Raw genomic sequence first — 26,559 nt, forward strand, 5'->3', positions numbered from 1 at the left:
GGCTAGCCCGTGGCCCGTCCCGCCCGCTCGGCGAGCAGGGCGAGACGGCGCAGCGCCTCGCGGTTGCGCAGCACGATGCCGAGCTGGCGCGCTGGTGAGGGCAGGAGGAGCGAGGGGCCGCTCTCGGCGTCCTCCCGCATCTCGACCCGGGTGCCCTGGGCCTGCGGGTGGAGGGTGATCTCGACGCGTGCCGCACCGAGGGGCGTGGCACGAGCACGCAGGACGAGGCGGCGGCCGGGGTCGACCTCTCGCACGGACGTCTCGTCGTCGAGCAGCCAGGGCCAGCTGCCCACGGAGTGGTGGAGCCGGGCACCTGCTCCCGGCCACCCGGGGGTGACCGCCCGCATGCGTGACGCGCCGACGACCCAGCCCGGGTAGGTCCACCCGTCGGCCAGCACGGACCAGACGGCGTCCGGCCCGGCGGGTGTCCAGCGGCTGACCGTCCTCATCTGCCGACCGTAGGTCGCCCGGCCCGGGGGGCGGACCACCCGCAGGGGCGGGCGCGGGCGCGAGCACCGGCCGCGGTGGGGGACGATGGACCCCGTGCCACAGCTCCCCGACGGCGACCCCGCGCCCCGCGACGGCCGGCTGCCCGACGCCAGTGCCGAGGCGGTCGGGCGGCGCGCGCTCGCGATGTACGTCCACGTGCCCTTCTGCGCGGTGCGCTGCGGGTACTGCGACTTCAACACCTACACCGCCTCCGAGCTCGGCGGCCAGGACGGCCCGCCCGGGTCGAGCCGGGCCACCTTCGCGCAGGGCGCGCTGCGCGAGCTCGACCTCGCCCGCGACGTGCTCGGCTCGGCAGGTGCTGCGCCGGGTCCGGTGAGCACCGTCTTCCTGGGCGGGGGGACCCCGACCCTGCTGCCGTCGGCGGATCTCGTCGTCGTGCTCGACGGCATCCGCGAGCGCTTCGGGCTCGCTGCCGACGCCGAGGTGACGACCGAGGCGAACCCGGACTCGGTCACCCCTTCGTCCCTCGCCGAGCTCGCCCGCGGCGGGGTCACCCGGGTCTCGGTCGGCATGCAGTCGGTCCGTCCCGGCGTGCTGAAGACCCTCGACCGCACACACGACCCCGAGGGCGTCGCCCGGGCCGTCGCGGGCGCGCGCGACGCGGGTCTCGCGGTGAGCCTCGACCTCATCTACGGCACCCCGGGGGAGACCCTCGAGGACTGGCGCGCCTCGCTCGAGGCCGCGCTCGCCCTCGAGCCCGACCACGTCTCGGCCTACGCCCTCACCGTCGAGGACGGCACGAGGCTCGCCGCGCGCGTGCGCCGCGGCGAGCTGCCCCTGCCGACCGGTGACGACGAGGCCGACAAGTACGAGCTCGCCGACGAGCTGCTCGCCGGCGCGGGCTACGACTGGTACGAGATCAGCAACTGGGCGCGCACGCCGCAGGACCGCTGCCGGCACAACCTCGCCTACTGGCGCGGCGACGACTGGTGGGGCGTCGGGCCCGGTGCCCACAGCCACGTCGCCGGCACGCGGTGGTGGAACGTCAAGCACCCCGCCGCGTGGGCCGGGCGCCTCGACGACGGCTCGTCGCCCGCGGCGGCCCGCGAGGTGCTCACCGACGCGCAGCGCGCCGACGAGGAGCTCCTCCTCGGGGTGCGGCTCGTCGACGGGGTCGCGACGAGCGCGCTCGAGCCCGGCGCCCGACGTGCCGTCGCGGGTCTCGTCGCGAGCGGCCTCGTCGACGGCCGGGCCGCGGTCGGCGGTCGCGTCGTGCTCACCCGCCGGGGCCGGCTGCTCGCCGACACCGTCGTGCACACGCTGCTCGGGGGAGCGGCGTGAGCGAGCAGCAGGAGCTCATCGCCCAGGTGCTGCGCAGCATCGACCTTCTCGGCGTGGTCACCAACGCCCTGCTCGGTGCGGCGGTGGCTCGCCAGTTCAACCTCGACCCCGTCGGCTTCGCGATCATCTCGATGATCTCGGCGCTGGGCGGCGGGGCGATCCGCGACGTGCTGCTCAACCAGACCCCGATCGCGCTCACCGACGGGGCCTATCTGGGGTGCGCGCTCGTCGCGTCGGGGCTGGCCTTCCTCGTCCGCTTCGAGGGGCGGCGATGGCGTCAGGTCTTCCCCTACGTCGACGCGCTGGCGCTCGGGGCGTGGGCGGTCGCCGGCACGCAGAAGGCGCTCCTCACCGGCATCAGCCCGCTGCCCGCGGTCCTGCTCGGCGTGCTCACCGCGGTCGGCGGCGGGGCGGTGCGCGACGTCATGCTCGGCCAGGTGCCGAGCATCTTCCGCCGCTCCGAGCTCTACGCGACGGCCGCGCTCGCCGGCGCCCTGACCTACCTCGTCCTGCGCGAGGTCGTCGGGCCGTACTCCGCCCCCGGCGGGGTGCTCGTCGGTGCCGGGGTGTGCCTGCTGGCCCGCCGTCTGGGCTGGGTCCTGCCGACCGAGCCCGCCATCCTCGTCCCCCAGATCCGGGGCAAGGCGATCAACCGCTTCCGGCGGCGCGGCTGACCCCTTCGCCCGCGGTGTCTGTTATGCATAGGGCGCACCGTCGCCCCCGTGGCGTGGTGCACTCACCCACGACCAGGAGGACACCACGCCCATGAGCACCCAGCGCACCGCCGTCGTCACCGGAGCCGCCCGCGGCATCGGACGGGCCGTCGCCGTCCGTCTCGCGGCCGACGGGCACCAGGTCGCCGTCGTCGACCTCGACGAGAGCGCCTGCGCCGGCACCGTCGAGGAGATCACCGCGGCCGGCGGCCGGGCGATCGCCGTCGGCGCCGACGTCTCCGACGAGGCCCAGGTGGCCGCCGCCGTCGAGCGCATCGCCGCCGAGCTCGGCGCGCCGACCGTGCTCGTCAACAACGCGGGCATCATCCGCGACAACCTGCTCTTCAAGATGACCCTCGACGACTGGGACGCCGTCATGGGCGTGCACCTGCGCGGTGCCTTCCTCATGACCAAGGCGTGCCAGGCGTACATGACGCAGGAGAAGCACGGCCGCGTCGTCAACCTCTCGTCGACCTCGGCGCTGGGCAACCGCGGTCAGGCCAACTACGCGGCCGCCAAGGCCGGCATGCAGGGCTTCACCAAGACCCTCGCCATCGAGCTCGGCAAGTTCGGCGTCACCGCCAACGCCATCGCCCCGGGCTTCATCCAGACCGAGATGACGGCGGCCACCGCCGAGCGCGTCGGCGTCCCCTTCGAGGACTTCATCGCGTACTCGGCCAAGGAGATCCCCGTCCAGCGCGTCGGCCAGCCCGAGGACATCGCCGCGACGGCGTCCTTCCTGTGCTCCGACGAGGCCGGCTTCGTCTCGGGCCAGGTCATCTACGTCGCCGGGGGCCCGAGGGACTGACTCGAGCCACAAGATTCTCGGGTGACCCGAGAAACCCCGGCTTCGCATGAGTTTCTTACTCATGCGAACCCGGGGTTTATCGGGTCACCCGATAAACCGGCTCAGGCGTCAGGGGCGGTGACGAAGTCGATGAGCTCCTCGACCCGGCCCAGGAGCGAGGGCTCGAGGTCGGCGTAGCTGCGCACGGTGCCGAGGATCTGCTTCCACGCGCGGGCGATGTCGGCCTGGTCGTCGTGGGCCCAGCCGAGGTGGGCGCAGATCCCGCGCTTCCACTCCACGGAGCGGGGGATGGTCGGCCAGGCGTCCATCCCGAGACGCTGCGGGCGCACGGACTGCCAGACGTCGACGAAGGGGTGACCGAGGACGAGCACGTGGGGGGCGAAGGGGGAGATCCCCGACGCCTTCGCGACGATCCGCGACTCCTTGGAGCCGGGCACGAGGTGGTCGACGAGCACGCCCATCCGGCGCCCTGGTCCGGGCGCGAAGTCCCGGATCGCCCCGGCGAGGTCGTCGACGCCGTCGAGCATCTCGACGACGACGCCCTCGACGCGCAGGTCGTGGCCCCACACCTTCTCGACGAGCTCGGCGTCGTGACGCCCCTCGACGAAGATCCGCGACCCGCGGGCGATGCGCGCGGTGCGGTCGGCGACGGCCACCGAGCCCGACGCGGTCCGGGCCGAGGCCTGCTGCTGCTGGGCCAGGGCGGCCCGCCCGGCCCCCTTCGGCGCGGTGAGGACGACCGGGGCGCCGTCGAGGTGGAAGCCCGGCCCGAGGGGGAAGGCCTTGACCGCCCCGCGTCGGTCCTCGAGGTGCACGACGTGCATGCCGCCGGCCTTCTCGACCCGCACGACCGCGCCCACCCAGCCGGTCTCGACGTCCTCGACGACGAGGTCGGGGGTCGCCTCGACCTCGCGGCTGCGGGGCTTGCCCGCGCTGCGCCAGTCGCCGGACAGGACGTCGGATCCGTAGCGGTCGCTCACGTCGGGCGAGGCTAGTCGGCCGCGGCGCCCGTGCTCGCCGCAACACGCGTGCGCGATTGGGGAATGCCGTCCGCGCCCGTAGACTTGGCACTCAGTGCCCGAGAGTGCCAGGGCGGGGGAGCCCGCCTCGGCGGGCCGTACCGACCGGATGAGCGAAGGGAGAGCCCGTGAGCACCGAGCGACGCATGGCCGTCCTCTCCGCGATCGTCGAGGACTACGTCCACACGAGCGAGCCCGTCGGCTCGCGCGCGCTGCTCGAGCGCCACCAGCTCGGCGTGAGCGCCGCGACCGTGCGCAACGACATGGCCGCGCTCGAGGACGAGGGGCTCATCGTGGCCCCGCACACGAGCGCGGGCCGCATCCCGACGGACGCGGGCTACCGGACCTTCGTCGACCAGCTCTCGACGCTCAAGCCGATGTCGCGGGCCGAGCGATCCGCGATCGCGCAGTTCCTCGAGGGGGCCGACGCCCTCGACGAGGTGCTCGACCGCACCGTGCGCCTCCTCGCGACCCTCACCCGGCAGGTCGCCGTCGTCCAGTACCCCTCGCTCACCCGCAGCACGGTGCGCCACGTCGAGCTCGTGCCGATGTCCTCGAGCCGGCTCATGGTCGTCGTCATCACCGGCAGCGGCCGGGTCGAGCAGCGGGTCATCACGACCGAGACCGACTACACGACGCCCGCGGGCGCCGACGAGCTCGCGACCGCCCGCACCCAGATCAACGCCGTCGTCACCGAGCGCCGGCTCGGCGAGGCCGTCACCGCCCTGCGCACCCTCGACGACGACGAGCGCACCCGCTCCAGCCTCACCGACGGGGTGCTCGCCGCCATCGAGGAGGCCGCCCGCGAGGAGAGCGCGAGCCGCGTCACCCTCGCCGGCACGGCCAACCTCGCGCGGACCCCCTCGGACTTCCCGCTCACCCTCGAGCCCGTGCTCGACGCCCTCGAGCAGCACGTCGTGCTGCTGCGCCTGCTCGGCACCCAGGCCGAGCAGACCGGTGAGGTCGCCGTGCGCATCGGCAGCGAGAACCCCGTCTCGGGCCTGCAGACGACCTCGGTCGTCTCGACCGGCTACGGCGCCGGCGACGAGCTCGTCGGCCACGTCGGCGTGCTCGGCCCGACCCGGATGAACTACCCGGCGACGATCAGCCAGGTCCGGGCCGTCGCCACCTATCTCTCCCGGATCATCACGACCGGCTGACGCCGGGCACCCCCTTCGTCCCCAGACCCCTGATCGACAGGACCCCCACCGCTGTGAACGACTACTACGCCGACCTGGGCGTCGACCGCTCCGCCACGCCGGAGGAGATCAAGCGCTCCTACCGCAAGCTCGCCCGCAAGCTGCACCCGGACGTCAACCCCGGCGAGGAGGCCGAGGAGCAGTTCAAGCGCGTCAGCCAGGCCTACGACGTCCTCGGCGACGAGGACAAGCGCCGCCAGTACGACATGGGCTCCGACCCCTACGGCGGCGCGCACGAGGGCTTCGGCGCGGGCTTCTCCTTCAGCGACATCATGGAGCAGTTCTTCGGCCAGGCGGCCGGCGGCGGTCGCGGTCCGCGGCCGCGCCAGACCCGCGGCCAGGACGGTCTCGTCGCCCTGTCCGTCGACCTCGAGACCGCGGTCTTCGGCGGCACCCAGGACCTGACGATCGACACCGCCGAGCGCTGCAGCACGTGCTCCGGCGACGGCGCCCAGCCCGGCACGAGCCGCAAGGTCTGCGAGGTGTGCGGCGGTCGCGGCGAGGTCCAGATGGTCCAGCGCAGCTTCCTCGGCCAGGTCATGACGTCGCGCCCGTGCGCGGCCTGCCAGGGCTTCGGCGAGGTCATCCCGCACCCCTGCCACGAGTGCTCCGGCCAGGGCCGCGTGCGCACCCGCCGCACGATGAGCATCCGCATCCCGGCGGGCGTCGACACCGGCACGCGCATCCACCTCTCCGGCGAGGGCGAGGTCGGCATCGGCGGAGGTCCCGCCGGCGACCTCTTCGTCGAGCTGCGCGTCACCCCGCACCCGACCTTCACGCGTCAGGGCGACGACCTGCACGCCTCGGTCCAGCTGCCGATGACGGCCGCCGCGCTCGGCACGACGCTCAACTTCGCGACGTTCGACGGCGAGCGCCAGGTCGAGATCGCCCGGGGCACGCAGCCCGGCGACACGATCGTCCTCGAGGGGCTCGGCGTCACCCACCTGCGGGGCGGCGGCCGCGGCGACCTCGTCATCCACGCCGACGTGCGCACCCCCACTCGCCTGGACGCCGAGCAGGAGCAGCTGCTGCGCGACCTCGCCGTCGCCCGCGAGGAGACCGAGCCGAGCGGCCAGCTCGCCGACGTCGACTCCGGATTCATGGGCAAGCTGCGCCACGCCTTCAAGGGCCGCTGAGCCGATGACCGCGCCGCTCTTCCACGTCGAGCGGGGGAGCCTGCAGGACCTGGCCCCCGGCGCGCACGTCAGCATCGGCGGCGCCGAGGCCAGGCACGCGGTCTCGGTGCGCCGGATCGCCCCGGGCGAGCAGGTCATCGTCGCCGACGGCGCCGGCCAGGCGGTCCTCGGCACGGTCGAGGCGGCCGACGCCGGCGAGCTCGTCGTGCGCGTCGAGGCCCGCCGGGACGAGCCGCAGCCGAGCCCTCGCCTCGTCCTCGTCCAGGCCCTGGCGAAGGGGGGCCGCGACGAGGACGCCGTCGAGGCCGCCACCGAGCTCGGCGTCGACGAGGTCGTGCCGTGGGAGTCCGAGCGCGCGATCGTGCGCTGGCGCGGCCCGAAGGTCGCCAAGTCGCACCAGAAGTGGGTCAACGTCGTCACGGCCGCGGCCAAGCAGTCCCGCCGCGCCCGCACCCCCGAGGTGGCCCAGCCCGTCTCGACCAGGCAGCTCCTCGCGCGCGTCGAGCTGGGCGCCGTCGCGCTGGTCCTCCACGAGGACGCGACGACCCCGCTCGCCGCCGTCGAGCTGCCGGCCGACGGCGACGTGCTGCTCCTCGTCGGGCCCGAGGGCGGCATCAGCCCGGTCGAGGTCGACCAGCTCGTCGCCGCCGGCGCCGTCCCCGTCCGGCTCGGGCCGGGCGTGCTGCGGGCCTCGACCGCCGGACCGGCCGCGATCGCGGTGCTCAGCGCCCGCTCGCGGTGGCGCTGACCCGGTCCCGCTCGAGCCCACCCGCGCTCCCCGCCCCCGTAGACTGCAGGCCTGATGACTGACGACTCTCGTCCCGACCTCTCCGCCCTCGACTCGCTGCCCGACGCCGCGCCCGCGCCCGACACCCTCGGGGAGCGCACCGTCGACGAGGTGATCGTCCTGCCCGACTCGGTCACCCCCGTGGCCCTGCTCGGCCCGCGCGACGAGCTGCTGCGCACGATGGAGCGGCAGTTCCCCCGCACCGAGATCCTCGTGCGGGGCAACGAGTTCCGGATCTCCGGCCCGAAGAAGGACGTCGACGTCGTCGACGCCCTCCTCGGCGAGCTCGTCGAGATCGTCCGCGCAGGGCAGCCGCTCAACCGCGACGCCGTCGAGCGCTCGATCTCGATGCTGCGCGGTGCGAGCCGTCAGCGCCCCGCCGACGTCCTCACGCAGAACATCGTGAGCAACCGGGGGCGCACGATCCGCCCCAAGACGCTGGGCCAGAAGGAGTACGTCGACGCGATCGACGACCACACGGTGATCTTCGGGATCGGCCCGGCCGGCACCGGCAAGACCTACCTCGCGATGGCCAAGGCCGTCGCCGCGCTCCAGGCCAAGCAGGTCACCCGGATCATCCTCACCCGCCCGGCCGTCGAGGCCGGCGAGCGACTGGGCTTCCTGCCCGGCTCGCTCAACGACAAGATCGACCCGTACCTGCGCCCGCTCTACGACGCGCTGCACGACATGATCGACGCCGAGTCGATCCCGCGGCTCATGGCCGCCGGCACGATCGAGGTCGCGCCGCTCGCGTACATGCGCGGGCGCACCCTCAACGACGCCTTCATCATCCTCGACGAGGCGCAGAACACCTCGCCCGAGCAGATGAAGATGTTCCTCACGCGTCTCGGCTTCGGCAGCAAGATGGTCGTCACCGGCGACACGACCCAGGTCGACCTGCCGGGCGGGATGGACTCCGGCCTCAAGGTCGTCCAGCGCGTCCTCGAGGGCATCGAGGACATCCACTTCTCCGAGCTGACGAGCGAGGACGTCGTGCGCCACCGCCTCGTCGGGCAGATCGTCGACGCGTACGGGCGCTACGACGCCCGCACGGGCGGCGGGCGAGGGGCGAAGGGGGAGCGTCGGTGAGCGTCGAGCTCGGCAACGAGACCGACCACGAGGTCGACCTCGACGAGATCCGGGAGCTGTGCGGCTACGTCCTGCAGGAGATGCACGTGCACCCGGGCGCGGACCTCTACGTCCGCGTCGTCGACGAGCCGACGATGGCCCAGCTGCACGAGCAGTGGATGGACCTGCCCGGCCCGACCGACGTCATGTCCTTCCCCATGGACGAGCTGCGCCCGGGCCGTCCCGGCGCGCCCGCCCAGGGCATCCTCGGCGACATCGTGCTGTGCCCGAGCGTCGCCGAGCGGCAGGCCGCCGCGGCCGGGCACGCCCCCGCCGACGAGCTGCTCCTGCTGACGACGCACGGCATCCTCCACCTCCTCGGCCACGACCACGCCGAGGTCGACGAGGAGCGCGAGATGTTCGACCTCCAGCGCCGCCTCCTGCTCACCTTCCTCGCCGGCCGCGGACGCAGCGCGAACCCGCCCGCCGGCCGCTCGTGAACCTCCCGCTCGTCCTCGCGGCCCTCGCCGCGACCGTGCTCGCCTTCGTCCTCGTCCTCGCGGAGTCCGCGATCTCGACGACCTCCCGGGTCGCCGCCGAGGAGGCCGAGGAGCAGGGACGTCGGGGGGCGGCCCCCCTTCGCCTCATCCTCGCCGACTCCACCGGCTACGTCGCCGTGCTCAACTTCGTGCGCGCGATGGCCGAGTCCACGGCCGGCGTGCTCGTCGCCGTGGCGGCCGTCGAGGCGCTCGACGGGCTGCTGCGCCCGCTGCTCATCGCCATCGCGATCATGGTGCTCGTCTCCTTCGTCATCGTCGGGGTCTCGCCGCGCACCCTCGGGCGGCAGCACTCGACGGCGGTCGCGCTGGCCGTCGCCCCGGTCGTCGTCGGCGTGCGCCGGGTCCTCGGGCCCGTCGCGAGGCTGCTCATCGCGCTCGGCAACGCCGTGACGCCGGGCAAGGGCTACCGCGACGGCCCCTTCCGCTCCGAGGCCGAGCTGCGCGACCTCGTCGACCTCGCCGGGGAGTCCTCGCTCATCGAGGCGACCGAGCGCCGGATGCTCCACTCCGTCTTCGACCTCGGCGACACCCTCGCCCGCGAGGTCATGGTGCCGCGCACCGACATGATCACCATCGAGGCCGACAAGACGGCCCGCAAGGCGGTCAACCTCTTCATCCGCTCCGGCTTCTCGCGGGTGCCCGTCGTCGGCGAGAGCACCGACGACATCGTCGGGCTGCTCTACCTCAAGGACGTCATCCGGCGGGTGACGGCCGACCCGGAGAGCGCGACCCTGCCGGTCACCGCGATCATGCGGCCCGCCCCCTTCGTCCCCGAGAGCAAGCCGGTCGACGACCTGCTGCGCGAGATGCAGCGCGACCACACCCACGCCGCGGTCGTCGTCGACGAGTACGGCGGCACCGCCGGGCTGGTGACGATCGAGGACATCCTCGAGGAGATCGTCGGCGAGATCGACGACGAGTACGACCGCGAGACCCCCGGCGTCGAGCCGATGGAGGGCGGGCTCGTCCGCGTGCCCGCGACGATGCACGTCGACGACCTCGCCGAGCTCTTCGACGTGAGCATCGAGGAGGACGAGGTCGACACTGTCGGCGGGCTCATCGGCAAGATCGTCGGTCGGGTGCCGATCGTCGGGTCCCGCGCCGAGGTGGCGGGCCTGGCCCTCACGGCTGAGAAGATGTCCGGGCGACGCCACCGCGTCGCGAGCGTCGTCGTCGAGCGGCTCGCCGAGCCGAGCGAGGACCAGGAGCAGGAGGAGGCGTCATGAGCCAGGACGGCACGAGCACGGACGAGACGACCTACCGGGCGGGCTTCGCCTGCCTCGTCGGGCGCCCCAACGCCGGCAAGTCGACGCTGACCAACGCCCTCGTCGGCGACAAGGTCGCGATCACCTCGAGCAAGCCGCAGACGACCCGGCACACGATCCGTGGCATCGTCTCCCGGCCCGGGAGCCAGCTGATCCTCGTCGACACCCCGGGCCTGCACAAGCCGCGCACCCTGCTGGGGGAGCGGCTCAACGACCTCGTCCGAGAGACCCTCCTCGAGGTCGACGTCATCGGCTTCTGCCTGCCGGCCGACCAGCGGATCGGCCCCGGCGACAGCTACATCGCCGCCGAGCTCGTCGAGCTGCAGCGCGCGAAGCGCGTGCCCGTCGTCGCCATCGCGACGAAGAGCGACCGCGTCGACCGGCAGCGCCTGGCCGAGCACCTCATCGCCGTCGACCAGCTCGGCGACTGGGCCGCGATCGTGCCGTGCTCCGCCGTCGCCGGCGACCAGGTCGAGGAGGTGCTCGCGCTGCTCTCAGATCGGCTGCCGCCCGCCCCCGCGCCGCTCTACCCCGAGGACGTCCTCACCGACGAGCCGGCCGAGACGATGATCGCCGAGCTCGTCCGCGAGGCCGCTCTCGAGGGCGTGCGCGACGAGCTGCCGCACTCGCTGGCCGTCGTCGTCGAGGAGATGGTGCCGCGCGCGGACCGCCCGGAGGACGACCCGATGACCGATGTGCGGGTCAACGTCTTCGTCGAGCGGCCGAGCCAGAAGGCGATCATCATCGGTCGTGGCGGGTCGCGCCTGCGCGAGGTCGGCACGACCGCGCGCGAGGGCATCGAGCGGGTCCTCGGCCACCGCGTCTACCTGGACCTGCACGTCAAGGTCGCCAAGGACTGGCAGCGCGACCCCAAGCAGCTCCAACGGCTCGGTTTCTGACCCCCTCGCCCCCTGCGGGAGTGCCCGGGGAGAGGTCACACGTGGGTCTCGATCTGCACGGACCCCCCTCGTAACTTGTCCGTCGACACCCCTAGGGGTGATGGTGGATGGTCGGTCGAGCGCGATCTCGGCCGTCGCCACCGTTACGCAACCGAAGGGAGGGGCGGCCTCGGCCGCCTCGGACTGACGTGAAAGAGACACCAGACAAGAACGAGACCACCCGCCGGGGAGATGTCGTCCAGCAGGGCACGCCACGCAGCCGCGTCGGCACCTCCGGCCCCGCAGGAGCGGCCCGCCTGACCGGGGACGCCGGTCTGCTCGACCTGCCGGTCGAGCCGAACCACCCCGCTCTCGAGCCGGTCATCGACGCCCCCGAGCACGAGCAGCCCGGCCGCCTCGACACCGTCGTCTTCGGCGTCACCGCCGTGGCCACCATCGCCTTCGTCGTGTGGGGCGCCGTGAGCACCGCCTCGCTGGCGAGCGCCTCCGACGCCGGTCTGGCGTGGGTCCTCGCGAACGCCGGCTGGCTCTTCAGCATCACCGCCACCGGCTTCGTCTTCTTCGTCATCTGGCTCGCCGCCAGCAAGTACGGCCGCATCCCGCTCGGCCGCGACGACGAGGGCCCGGAGTTCCGGACCGTGTCGTGGATCGCGATGATGTTCTCCGCCGGCATGGGCATCGGCCTGATGTTCTACGGCGCCTCGGAGCCGCTGACCCACTTCGTCACCCCGCCGCCCGGCACCGGCGAGGCGGGCAACCCGGCCGCCGGCCGCAACGCCATGGCGACGACCTTCTTCCACTGGTCGCTGCACCCGTGGGCCATCTACGCCGTCGCCGGTCTGGCCATCGCCTACGGCGTCTTCCGCAAGGGCCGCGGCCTGACGATCAGCGCGGTCTTCGAGCCGATCCTCGGCAAGCGCCGCGTGCACGGCCCTGCCGGCAAGATCATCGACAGCTTCGCGATCTTCGCCACCCTCTTCGGCTCGGCGACCTCGCTGGGCCTGGGTGCGCTGCAGATCGCCACGGGCGCGCAGATCGTCGGCTGGACCGGCGAGACGGGCAACAACCTGCTCGTCGGCATCATCGTCGTCCTCACCATCTGCTTCGTCATCTCCGCCGTCTCCGGCATCGAGAAGGGCATCCAGTGGCTGTCGAACACCAACATGGTGCTCGCGCTCGTCCTCGCGCTCTTCGTCTTCGTCGTCGGACCGACGATCTTCATCCTCAACCTGCTCCCGACGACGCTGGGCACGTACTTCCAGCACTTCATGGAGTACTCGGCCCGCTCGGACGCCCAGGGCGAAGAGGGCATCCAGGCCTGGCTCGGCGGCTGGACGATCTTCTACTGGGCCTGGTGGGTCAGCTGGACCCCCTTCGTCGGCATGTTCATCGCGCGCATCTCGCGCGGTCGCACCATCCGTGAGTTCGTCACCGGCGTGCTCCTCGTCCCGAGCGCGGTCTCGCTCGTGTGGTTCGCCATCTTCGGCGGCGCCGCGATCAAGGCCGAGCAGGACGGCGCGGGCCTGTCGAGCGCCGAGTCGCTCGAGGCGACGCTCTTCAACCTCCTCGACACGATGCCGCTGGCGACGATCACCTCGATCCTCGTCATGGTCCTCGTCGCGATCTTCTTCATCTCCGGCGCGGACGCCGCCTCGATCGTCATGGGCACGCTCAGCGAGAACGGCACGCTCGAGCCGTCGAAGAAGACGGTGATCTTCTGGGGCGTGGCGACCGGTGCCGTCGCGGCGATCATGCTCATCCTCGGCGGTGAGGACAGCCTGGCCGGGCTGCAGACGATCACCATCGTCGCGGCCCTGCCCTTCGTCGTCATCATGATCGGCATGGCCGTGTCGCTCATGAAGGACCTGCGCAACGACCCGATGGTGGTGCGGCGCAAGTACGCCGTCGCAGCCGTCGAGGCCGCTGTCGTCGAGGGCGTCACCCACCACGGTGACGACTTCAACCTGCGCATCCAGCAGTCCGAGCCGGGCGAGGGCATCGGTCACTCGGTGCCGACGCCGGACACCACCGACTCGTCCGAGCCGGAGCCGCAGAGCCACGCCGACCAGCCCGTCGACCGTCCGGTCGACGAGCGCGTCGGGCACGACGACAGCTCGGAGATGTCCACGAGGTAGTCCCTCACGAGCTCGACGACGGAGCCGACCTATCCTGGGTGCCATGCGAATCGGTGTATTTGGTGCCACGGGGCAGGTCGGCTCCGTCATGCGTGCCCTCCTGCAGGAGCGCGACTTCCCCGTCGAGGAGATGCGGTACTTCGCCTCGGCCCGCTCGGCGGGGACGACCCTGCCCTGGCGGGACGACGAGGTCACCGTGGAGGACACCGCGACGGCGGACTTCTCGGGCCTCGACATCGCCCTCTTCTCCAACGGCGGGTCGACGAGCAAGGAGTGGGCGCCGAAGGTCGCCGCGGCCGGCGCGACCGTCATCGACAACTCCAGCGCCTGGCGCAAGGACCCCGAGGTCCCGCTTGTCGTCTCGGAGGTCAACGCCGGTGATCTCGACTCGATCCCCAAGGGGATCGTCGCCAACCCCAACTGCACGACGATGGCCGCGATGCCGGTCCTCGCCCCGCTCCACGAGGAGGCCGGCCTCGTCCGCCTCCACGTCGCGAGCTACCAGGCCGTCTCCGGCTCCGGCGGTGCCGGGCTCGACGAGCTCGACAGCCAGCTGCGCGCCGGGTACGCCAGCGGCGACCCGAAGGACCTCGCCGTCGACGGCGGCGCGCTGACGCTGCCCTCCCCGCAGAAGTACGTCGTGCCCGTCGCCTTCAACGTCGTGCCGGTCGCCGGCTCGGTCGTCGACGACGGCTCGCTGGAGACCGACGAGGAGCAGAAGCTGCGCAACGAGTCCCGCAAGATCCTCCACGCGCCCGACCTGCGGGTCTCCGGCACGTGCGTGCGCGTCCCCGTCTTCACCGGCCACTCCCTGGCGATCCACGCCGAGTTCGAGCGCGACATCGACGTCGAGCGCGCGCTCGAGCTGCTCGAGGCCGCGCCCGGCGTCGTCGTCACCGACCACCCGAACCCGCTCGAGGCCACCGGCCGCGACGAGGTCTTCGTCGGTCGCGTCCGCGCCGACCAGGCCGCCCCCGAGGGGAAGGGCCTCGTGCTCTTCGTCGTCGGCGACAACCTGCGCAAGGGCGCGGCGCTCAACGCCGTCCAGGTCGCCGAGGAGCTCCTCGCGCGCCGCTGAGGCCGACCGACCCACGACGAAGGGGGCCCGCCGACATCTCGTCGGCGGGCCCCCTTCGCCCTGGGTGTCCGCAGTACGGGACCCCCTGGGTGGCGTACTGCGGGCGGGTCTAGGGTGGTCGCCATGCAGGCGCGACTCCTCCTTCTCTGCCGCGGCGAGGCCTAGACGGCCCCCCTCGTCGCGGAGTTCGGTGCGTCCGGCCGACCCACCCGAGACGAGACGAGAAGAGACATGATCCACTCCCAGGCCCCCTCCGGGATGCCGACCCACAAGTACCTGCCCTTCCAGGACCAGATCCGCGTCGAGCTGCCGGACCGCACGTGGCCCGACGCCGTGATGACCAAGGCCCCGCGCTGGTGCGCGGTCGACCTGCGCGACGGCAACCAGGCCCTCATCGACCCGATGGACTCCGAGCGCAAGCTGACGATGTTCCGGCTGCTCGTGACGATGGGCTACAAGGAGATCGAGGTCGGCTTCCCCAGCGCGAGCCAGACCGACTACGACTTCTGCCGGATGCTCATCGAGGGCGGGCACATCCCCGACGACGTGACGATCCAGGTGCTCACCCAGTGCCGTGACGAGCTCGTCGAGCGCACCTTCGACGCCATCGCCGGCAGCCGCCAGGCGATCGTCCACTTCTACAACTCGACCTCGGTCCTGCAGCGCCGCGTCGTCTTCGGCACCGACGAGGACGGCATCGTCGACATCGCGCTCCAGGGGGCGCGGCTGTGCAAGAAGCTCGAGGAGACGATCCCCGACACCGACGTCTACTACGAGTACAGCCCGGAGTCCTACACCGGCACCGAGCTCGAGTTCGCCGTCCGGGTCTGCAACGAGGTCATCGACGTCATCGACCCGACGCCGGACCACAAGATGATCATCAACCTGCCGGCGACGGTCGAGATGGCCACGCCGAACGTCTACGCCGACTCCATCGAGTGGATGATCCGCCACCTCGACCGGCGCGAGTCGGTCGTCGTCAGCCTGCACCCGCACAACGACCGGGGCGAAGGGGTGGCGGCCGCCGAGCTCGGCTACCTGGCCGGCGCGGACCGCATCGAGGGGTGCCTCTTCGGCAACGGCGAGCGCACGGGCAACGTCGACCTCGTCACCCTCGGGATGAACCTCTTCAGCCAGGGCATCGACCCGCAGGTCGACCTCTCGCAGATGGACGAGATCCGGCGCACCGTCGAGCACTGCAACCAGCTGCCGGTGCACCCGCGCCACCCGTGGGGCGGCGACCTCGTCTACACGGCCTTCTCCGGGTCCCACCAGGACGCCATCAAGAAGGGCTTCGACGACATGGAGCGCCGCGCCAAGGCCGCGGGCACCGACACCGACGGCATCGACTGGGGCGTGCCCTACCTGCCCATCGACCCGCACGACATCGGCCGCAGCTACGAGGCCGTCGTGCGCGTCAACAGCCAGTCCGGCAAGGGCGGCATGGCCTACCTGCTGAAGACCGACCGGGGCATGGAGCTGCCGCGTCGTCTGCAGGTCGAGTTCAGCCAGGTCATCCAGCGCAAGACCGACACCGAGGGCGGCGAGGTGAGCGGCGCCGAGCTGTGGCGCATCTTCTCCGACGAGTACCTCCACTCCGAGGAGTCCGAGATCCGCTGGGGTCGTCTGGCGCCCGTGCGCTCGACGATCTCGGGCAGCGAGGACGGCCTGGACCAGATCGAGGCCGTGCTCACCGACGGCGGCAGCGAGATCACCGTCCACGGCCGCGGCAACGGCCCGATCGACGCCTTCACCGACGCCCTCGGCACCATCGGCGTCGACGTGCGGGTCCTCGACTACCACGAGCACGCGCTGTCGGCCGGTGGCGACGCCCGCGCCGCCGCGTACGTCGAGTGCGCCGTCGGCGACCGCGTCCTGTGGGGCGTCGGCCTGCACGAGTCGATCGTCAAGGCCTCGCTGCGCGCGATCCTCTCGGCGGTCAACCGCGCGGAGCGCGACACCGTCTGACCTGTCGGCGGACGACGAAGGGGGCGTGACCGGTCATCCGGTCGCGCCCCCTTCGTATCGCTCAGCGCACCCCGCGCACGCGGAGCTGGATCGAGATCCGCGGGCCGCTCACGGCGGCAGCCTTCGGGACGCTGTGGTCCCACGTGCGCTGGCACGAGCCGCCCATGACGACGAGGTCGCCGTGGCCGAGGGGCAGCCGGGTCGACGGGCCGCCGTCGCGCGGGCGCAGGGCGAGGACGCGCTGCGCGCCGAGGGAGATGATCGCGACCATCGTGTCCTGCTCGCGGCTGCGCCCGATGCGGTCGCCGTGCCAGGCGACGGAGTCGCGCCCGTCGCGGTAGAGGCACAGGCCCGCCGTGACGAAGTCCTCGCCCAGCTCGTCGCGGTAGTGCGCGCTGAGGGCGGTGCGCGCCTGCGCGACGAGGGGGTGGGGGAGCGGCTCGTGCTCGCCGTAGAACTTCGTCAGGCGGGGCACGTCGAGCACGCGGTCGTACATCTGGCGGCGCTCGGCGTGCCACGGCACGTCACGCACGAGGTCGTCGAGCACCGTGTCGCCCCCGCTCACCCAGCCCGGGTGCAGGTCGACCCACGCCCCCCGGTCCAGCGTCGTGCGGCGCGGGTCGACCGGGGCGAGGGTCGGCCGCTCCGCGTCGTCGAAGAGGCTGGGCTGCAGCGCGCTCACGAGACGAGGATAGCAAGTGCATCGAACAGGTGTTCGAGGTGCTTGCGCGACCCCTTCCCGGTGCGGGTGGTCTCGAGGCTCGGGCGCTGAGCGCCCTCGCACCTCGACCAGCGACGAGGTGCGGCGCGGCGGCGGGCGTCGTCGGGGGCTCGTAGGACAATGGACGCATGCCCCTGTACCGAGACACCGGTGTCGTGCTGCGCACGCACAAGCTCGGCGAGGCCGACCGCATCATCACGATGCTCACCCGCGGTCGCGGCAAGGTCCGGGCGGTGGCGAAGGGGGTCCGCCGCACGAAGTCCCGCTTCGGCGCCCGCCTCGAGCCGGGCATGCACGTCGACGTCCAGTGCTACGAGGGTCGCAACCTCGACACCGTGACCCAGGCGGTCGGGGTCGACTCGTGGGGCCACACCCTCGCCAGCCGCTACTCGGACTGGACCGCGGCCGCCGCGATCCTCGAGACCGCCGACCGGCTCACGGAGGAGCACGAGGTCTCCGTCCAGCAGTACCACCTGCTGTGCGGGGCGCTGCGCACCCTCACGGCCGGCGAGCACGACTCCTCGCTCGTCCTCGACGCCTACCTGCTGCGCGCCCTCGCCGTCGCGGGCTGGGCGCCGAGCCTGCACGACTGCGCCCGGTGCGGCGCCGACGGCCCGCACCGCGCCTTCCAGATCGCCGCGGGCGGCTCGGTCTGCTCGCAGTGCCGCACGCCGGGGGCGAGCGCTCCCGCGCCGGCGACGACGGCGCTCATGGCCTCGCTCCTCGCCGGCGACTGGGCCCACGCCGACGCCTCGCCGATGCCGGCGCGGCGCGAGTCGAGCGGCCTGACCGCTGCCTTCCTCCAGTGGCACCTCGAGCGGGGCGTGCGCTCCCTCGGCCTGGTCGACCGCACCCCCCAACCCTCGAGGGCGCCCGCCCCCGACGACCCGATGACGAGGACGCGATGACGACGAGACGGTACGAGACCCCCTTCGCGCACCCCACCGGGGTCACCGCGCCGCCGGTCCCGGCCGAGCTCGTGCCCGGTCACGTCGCCGTCGTCATGGACGGCAACGGCCGGTGGGCCAACGAGCGCGGGCTGCCCCGCACGAAGGGGCACGAGGCCGGCGAGGGCGCGCTGCTCGACGTCGTCGCCGGGGCGCTGGAGATCGGGGTGACCCACCTCTCGGCCTATGCCTTCTCGACGGAGAACTGGCGCCGCTCGCCCGACGAGGTGCGCTTCCTCATGGGCTTCAACCGCGACGTCATCCGGCGCCGCCGCGACCAGCTGCACGCGTGGGGCGTGCGGATGCGCTGGGTCGGCCGGCGCCCACGGCTGTGGGCCTCGGTCATCAAGGAGCTCGAGATCGCCCAGGAGATGACGAAGGACAACGACGCGATGACGTTGTACTTCTGCGTCAACTACGGGGGCAGGGCCGAGATCGCCGATGCCGTGCAGCGCATCGCGGAGGACGTGCGTCGTGGCCGGCTCAAGGGCAACGGCATCGACGAGCGCACCATCGCGCGCTACCTGCCCGAGCCGGGGATGCCCGACGTCGATCTCTTCGTGCGGTCCAGCGGCGAGCAGCGCACGAGCAACTTCCTGCTGTGGCAGAGCGCGTACGCCGAGATGGTCTTCCAGGACACGCTGTGGCCCGACTACGACCGCCGCCACCTGTGGCAGGCGATCGAGACCTACGCCCGGCGCGACCGGCGCTACGGGGGAGCGGTGGACGCGGTCGACGGCTGAGCGAAGGGGTCAGCCGCGCGAGCAGTCCGCGCAGCGCCCGAAGATCTCCAGCGTGTGCTCGACCTGGGTGAAGCCGTGCTCGGCGGAGACCCGGTCGGCCCAGCGCTCCACCGTCGGCCCCTCGACCTCGACGGCCCGACCGCACTCACGGCACACGAGGTGGTGGTGGTGCCCGGTGCTGCACCGGCGGTAGAGGGACTCGCCCTCGTCGGTGCGCACGACGTCGACGTCGCCGTCGTCGGCCATTGCCTGCAGGGCGCGGTAGACGGTCGCGAGGCCCACCCGCTCGCCGGCGGTCGACAGCCGGGTGTGCAGCTCCTGCGCGGACTCGAAGGCCTGGGAGCGCGACAGCGCCTCGGCGACGGCGACCCGCTGCCGGGTCGGCCTGCGTGCTGGTGTGCTCATCGTGCCCCTTCGTGGTCGCGGGCGTCGTCACCGCGGTGGTCGTGCTCGTGGTCGCCGTGCTCGTGCTCGTGGTCGCCGTGCTCGTGCCAGTGGTCGCCGTGCGCGGCGTGACGGTGCCCGTCGTGGACGTAGTCGACGTGGTCGCCGTGCAGCACCTGCTCGTGGCCGCACTCGTCCCAGTGCACGTGCTCGTGCGGGTGCCCGGCAGGAGCCGCCCGGCGCCGTCGCAGGGTGCGCGCCGCCGCGCCGCCGGCCGCGGCGAGGACGAAGATCGCGATGAGCAGGAGGACGATCGTGCCACCGGAGGGGGTGTCCGCGTAGAAGCTCGCGACGACCCCGCCGACGCTCGTCCCGATGCCGATGACGACGGCCCACCGCAGGACCCCGCGGAAGCTGCGCCCGAGCTGCTGACCGGCCGCGTTGGGCAGGATCATCAGCGCGCTGATGAGCAGCAGGCCGACGACGCGCATCGAGACGACGACGGTGAGGGCGGTGAGCGCGGCGAGCAAGACGTTGGTGCCGACGACCGGCAGGCCGACGGCCCGTGCGTACTCCTCGTCCTGCGCCACGGCGAAGAAGCGGCCGCGCAGCACCGTCGTCACGAGGACGACGACGGCGGAGAGCACGGCGAAGGCGACGAGGTCGGCGCGCGAGACCGTGTTGATCGCGCCGAAGAGGTAGCCGTTGAGGTTGACCGGGGCACCCGCCGGCGCACGCGCGATGAGCACGACGCCGGCGGCGATGCCGCCGTAGAACATCACGGCGAGCGCGAGGTCGCCGCCCGTGCGCGCGTACGAGCGCAGCAGCTCGATGAGCACCGCCGCGACGAGGGCGACGACGAGCGCGGTCCACACGGGGGAGGTCGAGGTGACCACGCCGACCCCGACGCCGGCCAGGGCCATGTGGCCCAGGCCGTCGCCGATGAGCGACATGCGCCGCTGGACGAGGAAGACCCCGACGAGCGGCGCGGCAGCGCCGACGAGCAGCGCCGCGAGCAGCGCGTTGCGCATGAAGTCCAGGGAGAGCAGGTCGCTCATGCACGCCTCCTGGGGGCGATGATCTCGCCGGTGAGCGAGGGGTCGGGCTCGTGGTCGAGCTCGTCGTCGTGGTGGTGGTGCACGTGGCCGAGGTCGTCGAGCGCCGAGGGTGGCCCGTCGTAAGCGATCGCGCCGTCGCGCACGACGACGGCCCGGGTGACGAGGTCGCGCAGGGCGTCGAGCTCGTGCGTGACGACGACGAGGGTCGCGCCGCGCTCGACGAGGCGTCGCAGCACGGCGGCGAGCACCCGCTGGTTGCCGACGTCGACGCCGGCGGTCGGCTCGTCGAGGACGAAGAGCTCGGGTCCGGCGGCGAGGGCCCGGGCGATGAGCACCCGGCGCTGCTGGCCGCCCGAGAGGGTCGAGACCTCGTGGGTGCGCTGCTCGCCGAGACCGACGACCTCGATCGCCTCGCGGACGGCCGTGCGGTGCTCGGGAGCCAGGGCCCGCCACGGCGCCCACCACGGCACGCGGGGGACACGGCCGGTCGCGACGATCTCCTCGACGGTCGCCGAGACGGTCGAGGCGAGGGTGTGGCGCTGCGGGACATACCCGACCCGCGTGCGCTCCTCGAGGTGCTCGCGCGGGGTGCCGAAGAGCTCGACGGTCCCGCGGCTGGTCTCGGCGAGCCCGAGCAGGCCCTTGACGACGGTCGACTTGCCCGACCCGTTGGGCCCGAGCACGGCGACGACCTCGCCGCGCTCCACGACGAGGTCGACGTCGGTGACGACGGTGCGCTCGGAGTACCCGAAGGAGGCCGCGTGCACCCGGATCACCGGGGTGGGCTCTGCTGAGCTCATGAGCAGGACTGGCCCTTCTCCAAGGTCGTGAGGTTGGCCTCCATGATGCCGAAGTAGTCCTGCGCGGACGACTCGTCGGTCACCCCTTCGATCGGGTCGAGGACCATGACCTGCGCGTCGGCCTCCTTCGCGATGGTCTCGGCGACGTCCTTGGGCACGAGGGTCTCGGCGTAGACGGTCGGCACGTCGTGCTCGCGGATGTGCTCGACGACGTCCTTCATCGCCTGCGCGCTGGGCTCGGTCTCGGGTGTGAGCCCGGTGATCGACTCCTGGGTCAGGCCGTACGCGTCGGCGAGGTAGCCGAAGGCGGCGTGCGAGGTGACGAGGTCGGTCGTCCGGCAGTCCTTCAGGCCCTCGCGGAAGGAGGCGTCGAGCGAGTCGAGCCGGGTGCGCATGTCCTTGGCGTTCTGCTCGTACTCCGCGGCGTGGTCGGGGTCGACCCGGCCGAGCTCGCCGGCGATCGCGTCGGCGACGTCCGCGTAGCGCTGCGGGTCGAGCCAGAAGTGGGGGTCCTGCGAGCCGTGGTCGTGGCCCGCGTGCTCCTCCGCGGACTCGCCGCCGTGGTCGTGGCCGTCGTCGGTGGCGGCGAGGTCGAGCCGGGCGGCCTTCGTCACGTCGAAGGCGGTGCCGTCGGCCTCGGTGATCGCGTCGTCGACGGCGGGCTGGAAGTCGGCGAGGTAGACCACCGAGTCGGCCTGGGCCACCGACAGCACGTCCTTGGGGCTGAGCTCGAGGTCGTGCGGCTCGGCGCCGGGGCGGGTGAGGTTGGTCGCCTCGACCCGGTCGCCGCCGACCTGCTGCACGGCGTACTGCAGGGGGTAGAAGGAGGTGACCACCTCGAGGCGGTCACCCCCGCCCGCTGCGTCGTCGGAGCCGTCGCTGCCGCAGGCGGCGAGGGCGAGGAGGGGGGCGACGAGGAGGGCGGTGCGCTTCATGACAACCATTCTCATCTCAATTGAGAACGGTTGTCAAAATCTACGGGTCAGCGCGGGACGGCTCGCACGACGGTGATCGCCAGGCACAAGACGATGACCGCGAGGCGGAGCATCTTCTCCGACGGCGTGAGGCGCGGCCAGCTGATGGCGAGCACCCAGACGAGCACGAGCACCGCGAGGGCGAGGAAGACCCAGCCCCAGCCGGGCACGACCGCACCGAGCAGGACGAGGGCGAAGACGCCGAGGACGGGCACGACCGGCGGCAGCCCCGACACCCATCGGACGAGGGGCGCGGTGGCGCGGGCGACGGCGGTGTCCCGCGGGACCTCGGGGGACGGCTGGGACGGGCTCACCCGACGATCGTAGGCGGTGGTCGGCACCCCCTTCGCGGCCGGATAGCCTTGCGCCATGGCCAAGCAGACCTCCACCGTCGACACCGTCGTCTCGCTGTGCAAGCGGCGGGGATTCGTCTTCCCCTGCGGCGAGATCTACGGCGGCACCCGCTCCGCGTGGGACTACGGTCCCCTCGGCGTCGAGCTCAAGGAGAACATCAAGCGCCAGTGGTGGCGCTCGATGGTCACCGGTCGTGACGACGTCGTCGGCCTCGACTCCTCGATCATCCTGCCGCGCGAGACCTGGGTCGCCTCCGGGCACGTCGGCACCTTCACCGACCCGCTCGTCGAGTGCCTCAGCTGCCACAAGCGCCGCCGTCAGGACCACCTGCAGGAGGCCGTGGCCGAGAAGGCCGCGAAGAAGGGCCAGGAGCTCGACCCGGACGACGTGCCGATGTCCGAGGTCGTCTGCCCCGACTGCGGCACCCGCGGCCAGTGGACCGAGGCGCGCGAGTTCAACATGATGCTCAAGACCTACCTCGGCGTCATCGAGGACGAGTCCGGGCTGCACTACCTGCGCCCCGAGACCGCGCAGGGCATCTTCATCAACTTCCTCAACGTCCTCGGCACCTCGCGCAAGAAGCCCCCCTTCGGCATCGCGCAGACCGGCAAGTCCTTCCGCAACGAGATCACGCCGGGCAACTTCATCTTCCGCACGCGCGAGTTCGAGCAGATGGAGATGGAGTTCTTCGTCAAGCCCGGCGAGGACGAGGACTGGCACCAGTACTGGATCGACGAGCGCACCCGCTGGTACACCGACCTCGGCATCAAGCCCGAGAACCTGCGCCACTACGAGCACGCGCAGGAGAAGCTCTCGCACTACTCGAAGCGCACCGTCGACATCGAGTACCGCTTCGGCTTCAGCGGCAACGAGTGGGGCGAGCTCGAGGGCATCGCCAACCGCACCGACTTCGACCTCAAGAGCCACAGCGAGCACTCGGGCACCGACCTCGTCTACTTCGACCAGGCCTCCGGCGAGAAGTACACGCCGTACGTCATCGAGCCGGCGGCGGGCCTGTCGCGCTCGCTCATGACCTTCCTCGTCGACGCCTACGCCGAGGACGAGGCGCCCAACGCCAAGGGCGGGGTCGACACCCGCACGGTGCTGCGCCTCGACCACCGCCTCGCGCCGGTCAAGGCCGCGGTGCTCCCGCTCTCGCGCAACGCCGACCTCTCGCCCAAGGCCCGCGACCTCGCCGCCCAGCTGCGCCGCAGCTGGAACGTCGACTTCGACGACGCCCAGGCGATCGGCAAGCGCTACCGCCGCCAGGACGAGATCGGCACGCCGTACTGCATCACCGTCGACTTCGACACCCTCGAGGACGACGCGGTGACGATCCGCGAGCGCGACTCGATGCGCCAGGAGCGGGTGAGCATCGACCAGGTCGAGTCCTGGCTCGCCCCCAAGCTCCTCGGCTGCTGAGCCGCACCGCACGACAGCCAGCGCCCCCGGCCACCAGGCCGGGGGCGCTGCGTCGTCTCAGAGGAGCTCCCAGACCACCTCGACCTGGACGGTGAGGTCCTGCTCGCCGGCGTAGAGGGCGAAGGCCCTGCCGGTGCTCGCGTCGGCGCTGCTGAGCAACTGCGCCTCGAAGACGCCCCGGTCACCGCGGGGCTCGACGATCTTCGTGGCCCTCCCGAGCCGGCGCCCGGACGCCTTCGCGTACTGCTCGGCGGTCGCGCGCGAGTCGGCCATCGCCTCGTCGCGCGCCTCCTTCGTCGCCTGCGTCTCGTCGCTCACCGCGAGCCGGATCCCGCCGACGCGCAGCGCCCTGCCGGCGTCCTTGGTCGCCGCGGTGATGGCGTCGCCGGCGTCCTCGAGGGCGACCTCGACCCGCACCGACTGCGTGACGGAGTAGCCCGTCGGCTCGGGCGCCTGCCCCTTGACCCGGCGGTAGGTCGGGCGCATCTGGGCGCCGGTGGTCCGCACGTCCTCGCGGGCGACGCCCTGGTCGACGAGGGCGTCGACGGCCGTCGACAGCTCGGCGCTCGAGCGGCTCAGCGCGTCGTCGAGGCCCTCGGCCCGGGTCGTCACCGACAGGTCGAAGTGGACCTCGTCGGGCACGACGCTCGTGCTCCCCGAGCCACGGATGGTGATCGTCTCGCTGCTCGCCGGGCCTGCCGGGTCCGGCTCGTCGGCCTGCGCGTTGCTCGTGCCGACGACGTAGGCGAGCGCGAGCCCGACCACGACGGCGAGCGTCACGACCGCCCCGCGCATGCTGCTGGAGATCCCGCTCATCTGCCCCACCCCGATCCTCGTGCGACGGCCCGTGCCGTCGACCTCGGGGCTAGGACGCGGCGGGGGAGCGGGTGGTTCCCCCGCTCAGGCGCCGGTGGCGACGGGCCGCTCGGGGTCGGAGACCCACTCGCTCCACGAGCCGATGTACGGCACGGCGGTCACCTCGATCTCGGCAAGGGCGAGCGCCGTGTGCGCCGCGGTGACGCCCGAGCCGCAGTACGTGCCGACGGGTGTCGCGTCGGAGGCGTGCAGCCCGAGGGCGTGCAGCCGCTCCCGCAGCTCCTCCGGCGGGAGCAGCCGGCCGTCCGGGCGCACCAGCTCGCCCATGGGCAGGTTCGTCGCCCCGGGGACGTGCCCGGCGACCGGGTCGATCGGCTCGCTCTCGCCGCGGAAGCGCTCGGGCGTGCGGGCGTCGAGGAGCAGACCCTCCTGCGCGACCCGGGCGGCGCCGTCGGCGTCGAGGACCGGCAGGCTCCCGGGGCGCACGACGACGTCACCCGGCTCGACCGGGTCCGGCTCGGTGCTCACCGGCAGCCCGGCGTCGCGCCACGCGGACAGACCGCCGTCGAGCACGCGGACGTCCTCGACGCCTGCCCAGCGCAGCACCCACCACGCCCGGGCGGCCGACAGCGAGGTGCGCTGGTCGTAGACGACGACGGTGCTCTCGGCGCGCACACCCGCGGCTCGCAGGCCCTCCTGGAGCACCTCCGGGTCGGGCAGGGGGTGCCGTCCACCCGCGCCGGGCGGGCCGGCGAGGACGGAGTCGAGGTCGACCGGCGCCGCCCCGGGCAGGTGACCGGCGGCGTAGAGCTGGGCGCTCGGCGTGCCGCCCAGCTCGTACTGCACGTCGAGCACGACGACGTCGGGGCGCTGACGCATCGCGTCGAGGGCAGAAGGGGTGAGCAGCGTGCTCATGAGGGTCCTCCGGGGGTCGGTGTCGGGCCGGCCACGGGCACCTCGTGCTCGTAGTCGTCGTAGGAGCGGGGGTCCTCGCGCGGCTCGATGTGGGTCGAGACCCGCAGGTCGGGGTACTCCGCCCGCAGCGCGTCCTCGACCTCCTCGACGAGGTCGTGGGCCCGGCGCACGTCCCACGCCCCGGGCACGAGGACGTGCACCTCGGCGAAGGAGGTGTGGCCGGCCACCCGCGTGCGCAGGCCGTGGAAGTGGACCTCGTCGTCGGCCCACCGCGAGAGCAGCTCGGCGAGCCGGACGTTGTCGGACTCGTCCATCGTGCGGTCCATGAGCCCGCTCGTCGACTCGTCGAGCAGCCCCCACCCGGCCCACAGGATGTTGGCCGCGACGAGCAGCGCGACGACGGGGTCGAGCCAGTCGATGCCGGTGAGCCACACGAGCGCGACGCCGACGACGACCCCGACGGAGGTGACGACGTCGGTGAGCAGGTGCCGGCCGTCGGCGGTGAGGGTGATCGAGCGGTGCCGGCGACCGGCCCGCAGGAGCACGACGGCGACGAGCCCGTTGACGACCGACGCACCGACCGAGATGGCCAGACCGATGCCGACGTCCTCCACCGGCCGGGGGTCGAGCAGTCGCAGCACCGACTGCCAGATGATGACGAGCGCGGCGACGGCGATCATCGCGCCCTCGAGGGCGGCGGAGAGGTACTCCGCCTTCGCGTGGCCGAAATGGTGGCCCGCGTCGGCGGGGGCCGCCGCGACGCGCAGGGCGACGAGCGCGCCGACGGCGGCGACAAGGTTGACGACCGACTCGGCTGCGTCCGAGAGCAGACCGACGGAGTCGGTGACGAGCCAGGCGGTGGTCTTCATCCCGATCGTCACCAGGGCGGCGGCGATGGCCAGCCAGGCGAAGCGGGTCAGACGGGCCCGGTCGACCCGGGCGGGCGGTGCGGCGGTCGTCACCCGGCCATCCTCGCGCACGGGGCCCGACCTGCGGCCC

At 72.7% G+C, this 26,559-nt stretch carries 27 protein-coding genes; 16 read left to right on the plus strand and 11 right to left on the minus strand.

The genetic code is table 11. The annotated features are described in order from the left end of the window. Positions 1 to 2: 2 nt before the first annotated feature. Entirely contained in the window at positions 3 to 449 is a 447-nt protein-coding gene (locus LIV55_RS15995) for an SRPBCC family protein (RefSeq protein WP_229300900.1), read from the minus strand. Between the two features lie 85 nt (positions 450 to 534). Here LIV55_RS15995 and hemW point away from each other — a divergent pair, with 85 nt between their 5' ends. From hemW to fabG, 3 genes are all read left to right on the plus strand, one after another. Beyond that, positions 535 to 1,791 carry a radical SAM family heme chaperone HemW gene (gene hemW / locus LIV55_RS16000; protein WP_123090849.1) on the plus strand — a complete coding sequence of 419 codons (1,257 nt, stop codon included), beginning with the start codon at positions 535 to 537 and terminating at the stop codon, positions 1,789 to 1,791. Then, entirely contained in the window at positions 1,788 to 2,465 is a 678-nt protein-coding gene (locus tag LIV55_RS16005; protein ID WP_224766810.1) for a trimeric intracellular cation channel family protein, read from the plus strand. The genes hemW and LIV55_RS16005 overlap by 4 nt, the downstream gene beginning before the upstream one ends. A gap of 91 nt (positions 2,466 to 2,556) precedes the next feature. After that, entirely contained in the window at positions 2,557 to 3,312 is a 756-nt protein-coding gene (gene fabG, locus LIV55_RS16010) for a 3-oxoacyl-ACP reductase FabG (protein ID WP_123090848.1), read from the plus strand. A gap of 101 nt (positions 3,313 to 3,413) precedes the next feature. Here the strand turns inward: fabG and LIV55_RS16015 are convergent, their stop codons facing one another. Continuing rightward, entirely contained in the window at positions 3,414 to 4,292 is an 879-nt protein-coding gene (locus tag LIV55_RS16015) for a DUF3097 domain-containing protein (protein ID WP_229300902.1), read from the minus strand. 167 nt (positions 4,293 to 4,459) lie between these two features. On the opposite strand from LIV55_RS16015, the gene hrcA reads away from it, so the two are divergent. From hrcA to leuA, 10 genes are all read left to right on the plus strand, one after another. Beyond that, positions 4,460 to 5,491: a heat-inducible transcriptional repressor HrcA gene (gene hrcA / locus LIV55_RS16020; RefSeq protein WP_123090846.1), complete on the plus strand. Its 1,032-nt coding sequence runs from the start codon at positions 4,460 to 4,462 to the stop codon at positions 5,489 to 5,491. Positions 5,492 to 5,544: 53 nt separating this feature from the next. Beyond that, positions 5,545 to 6,666: a molecular chaperone DnaJ gene (gene dnaJ, locus LIV55_RS16025; RefSeq protein ID WP_229300903.1), complete on the plus strand. Its 1,122-nt coding sequence runs from the start codon at positions 5,545 to 5,547 to the stop codon at positions 6,664 to 6,666. A 4-nt stretch (positions 6,667 to 6,670) separates the two neighbouring features. Continuing rightward, positions 6,671 to 7,414 (plus strand): 16S rRNA (uracil(1498)-N(3))-methyltransferase, encoded by a 744-nt coding sequence (locus LIV55_RS16030; protein WP_229300904.1) that lies wholly within the window; start codon positions 6,671 to 6,673, stop codon positions 7,412 to 7,414. 54 nt (positions 7,415 to 7,468) lie between these two features. Beyond that, positions 7,469 to 8,542 (plus strand): PhoH family protein, encoded by a 1,074-nt coding sequence (locus LIV55_RS16035; RefSeq protein ID WP_229300905.1) that lies wholly within the window; start codon positions 7,469 to 7,471, stop codon positions 8,540 to 8,542. Beyond that, entirely contained in the window at positions 8,539 to 9,021 is a 483-nt protein-coding gene (gene ybeY, locus LIV55_RS16040) for an rRNA maturation RNase YbeY (protein ID WP_068274024.1), read from the plus strand. The genes LIV55_RS16035 and ybeY overlap by 4 nt, the downstream gene beginning before the upstream one ends. After that, positions 9,018 to 10,307 carry a hemolysin family protein gene (locus LIV55_RS16045; RefSeq protein ID WP_229300906.1) on the plus strand — a complete coding sequence of 430 codons (1,290 nt, stop codon included), beginning with the start codon at positions 9,018 to 9,020 and terminating at the stop codon, positions 10,305 to 10,307. The genes ybeY and LIV55_RS16045 overlap by 4 nt, the downstream gene beginning before the upstream one ends. Next, entirely contained in the window at positions 10,304 to 11,245 is a 942-nt protein-coding gene (gene era / locus LIV55_RS16050) for a GTPase Era (RefSeq protein ID WP_123090841.1), read from the plus strand. The genes LIV55_RS16045 and era overlap by 4 nt, the downstream gene beginning before the upstream one ends. Before the next feature lie 188 nt (positions 11,246 to 11,433). After that, the gene (locus tag LIV55_RS16055; RefSeq protein WP_372456523.1) at positions 11,434 to 13,380 is read left to right on the plus strand and encodes a BCCT family transporter; all 1,947 of its coding nucleotides are present in this window, start codon (positions 11,434 to 11,436) and stop codon (positions 13,378 to 13,380) included. A 43-nt stretch (positions 13,381 to 13,423) separates the two neighbouring features. Beyond that, complete coding sequence (locus LIV55_RS16060) at positions 13,424 to 14,458, plus strand: aspartate-semialdehyde dehydrogenase (RefSeq protein WP_123090839.1); 1,035 nt, start codon at positions 13,424 to 13,426, stop codon at positions 14,456 to 14,458. A 231-nt stretch (positions 14,459 to 14,689) separates the two neighbouring features. Beyond that, a complete protein-coding gene (gene leuA, locus LIV55_RS16065; RefSeq protein WP_229300908.1) occupies positions 14,690 to 16,426 on the plus strand; it encodes a 2-isopropylmalate synthase in 1,737 nt (578 codons plus the stop codon). Positions 16,427 to 16,487: 61 nt separating this feature from the next. On the opposite strand, the gene LIV55_RS16070 is transcribed toward leuA, so the two are convergent. Further along, positions 16,488 to 17,108 (minus strand): alpha-ketoglutarate-dependent dioxygenase AlkB, encoded by a 621-nt coding sequence (locus LIV55_RS16070; RefSeq protein WP_372456524.1) that lies wholly within the window; start codon positions 17,106 to 17,108, stop codon positions 16,488 to 16,490. Positions 17,109 to 17,275: 167 nt separating this feature from the next. Here LIV55_RS16070 and recO point away from each other — a divergent pair, with 167 nt between their 5' ends. Both recO and LIV55_RS16080 read left to right on the plus strand, forming a co-directional pair. Further along, complete coding sequence (gene recO / locus LIV55_RS16075; RefSeq protein ID WP_229300909.1) at positions 17,276 to 18,055, plus strand: DNA repair protein RecO; 780 nt, start codon at positions 17,276 to 17,278, stop codon at positions 18,053 to 18,055. After that, positions 18,052 to 18,837 carry an isoprenyl transferase gene (locus LIV55_RS16080; RefSeq protein WP_068274039.1) on the plus strand — a complete coding sequence of 262 codons (786 nt, stop codon included), beginning with the start codon at positions 18,052 to 18,054 and terminating at the stop codon, positions 18,835 to 18,837. The genes recO and LIV55_RS16080 overlap by 4 nt, the downstream gene beginning before the upstream one ends. Before the next feature lie 9 nt (positions 18,838 to 18,846). On the opposite strand, the gene LIV55_RS16085 is transcribed toward LIV55_RS16080, so the two are convergent. The 5 genes from LIV55_RS16085 to LIV55_RS16105 are packed head-to-tail and all read right to left on the minus strand — an operon-like array spanning position 18,847 to position 22,367. After that, positions 18,847 to 19,242: a Fur family transcriptional regulator gene (locus LIV55_RS16085; protein WP_123090836.1), complete on the minus strand. Its 396-nt coding sequence runs from the start codon at positions 19,240 to 19,242 to the stop codon at positions 18,847 to 18,849. Then, positions 19,239 to 20,279: a metal ABC transporter permease gene (locus LIV55_RS16090; protein WP_229300910.1), complete on the minus strand. Its 1,041-nt coding sequence runs from the start codon at positions 20,277 to 20,279 to the stop codon at positions 19,239 to 19,241. The genes LIV55_RS16085 and LIV55_RS16090 overlap by 4 nt, the downstream gene beginning before the upstream one ends. After that, positions 20,276 to 21,079, minus strand: a complete 804-nt coding sequence (locus LIV55_RS16095) for a metal ABC transporter ATP-binding protein (RefSeq protein ID WP_229300911.1) — start codon at positions 21,077 to 21,079, stop codon at positions 20,276 to 20,278. The genes LIV55_RS16090 and LIV55_RS16095 overlap by 4 nt, the downstream gene beginning before the upstream one ends. Then, the gene (locus LIV55_RS16100) at positions 21,076 to 22,014 is read right to left on the minus strand and encodes a metal ABC transporter substrate-binding protein (protein WP_229300912.1); all 939 of its coding nucleotides are present in this window, start codon (positions 22,012 to 22,014) and stop codon (positions 21,076 to 21,078) included. The genes LIV55_RS16095 and LIV55_RS16100 overlap by 4 nt, the downstream gene beginning before the upstream one ends. Positions 22,015 to 22,061: 47 nt before the next feature. Further along, entirely contained in the window at positions 22,062 to 22,367 is a 306-nt protein-coding gene (locus tag LIV55_RS16105; RefSeq protein ID WP_068274394.1) for a hypothetical protein, read from the minus strand. A gap of 55 nt (positions 22,368 to 22,422) precedes the next feature. On the opposite strand from LIV55_RS16105, the gene LIV55_RS16110 reads away from it, so the two are divergent. Further along, complete coding sequence (locus LIV55_RS16110) at positions 22,423 to 23,829, plus strand: glycine--tRNA ligase (RefSeq protein ID WP_123090832.1); 1,407 nt, start codon at positions 22,423 to 22,425, stop codon at positions 23,827 to 23,829. 57 nt (positions 23,830 to 23,886) lie between these two features. On the opposite strand, the gene LIV55_RS16115 is transcribed toward LIV55_RS16110, so the two are convergent. The 3 genes from LIV55_RS16115 to LIV55_RS16125 form a co-directional block, all read right to left on the minus strand. Then, positions 23,887 to 24,645, minus strand: coding sequence for an SIMPL domain-containing protein (locus LIV55_RS16115; RefSeq protein WP_229300913.1), 759 nt, complete (start codon positions 24,643 to 24,645; stop codon positions 23,887 to 23,889). A gap of 84 nt (positions 24,646 to 24,729) precedes the next feature. Then, positions 24,730 to 25,560 carry a sulfurtransferase gene (locus tag LIV55_RS16120; RefSeq protein WP_229300914.1) on the minus strand — a complete coding sequence of 277 codons (831 nt, stop codon included), beginning with the start codon at positions 25,558 to 25,560 and terminating at the stop codon, positions 24,730 to 24,732. Continuing rightward, complete coding sequence (locus tag LIV55_RS16125; protein WP_224766808.1) at positions 25,557 to 26,522, minus strand: cation diffusion facilitator family transporter; 966 nt, start codon at positions 26,520 to 26,522, stop codon at positions 25,557 to 25,559. The genes LIV55_RS16120 and LIV55_RS16125 overlap by 4 nt, the downstream gene beginning before the upstream one ends. Positions 26,523 to 26,559 lie beyond the last annotated feature (37 nt).

It is taken from the genome of Janibacter melonis (assembly GCF_020567375.1).
Taxonomy (GTDB): domain Bacteria; phylum Actinomycetota; class Actinomycetes; order Actinomycetales; family Dermatophilaceae; genus Marihabitans; species Marihabitans melonis.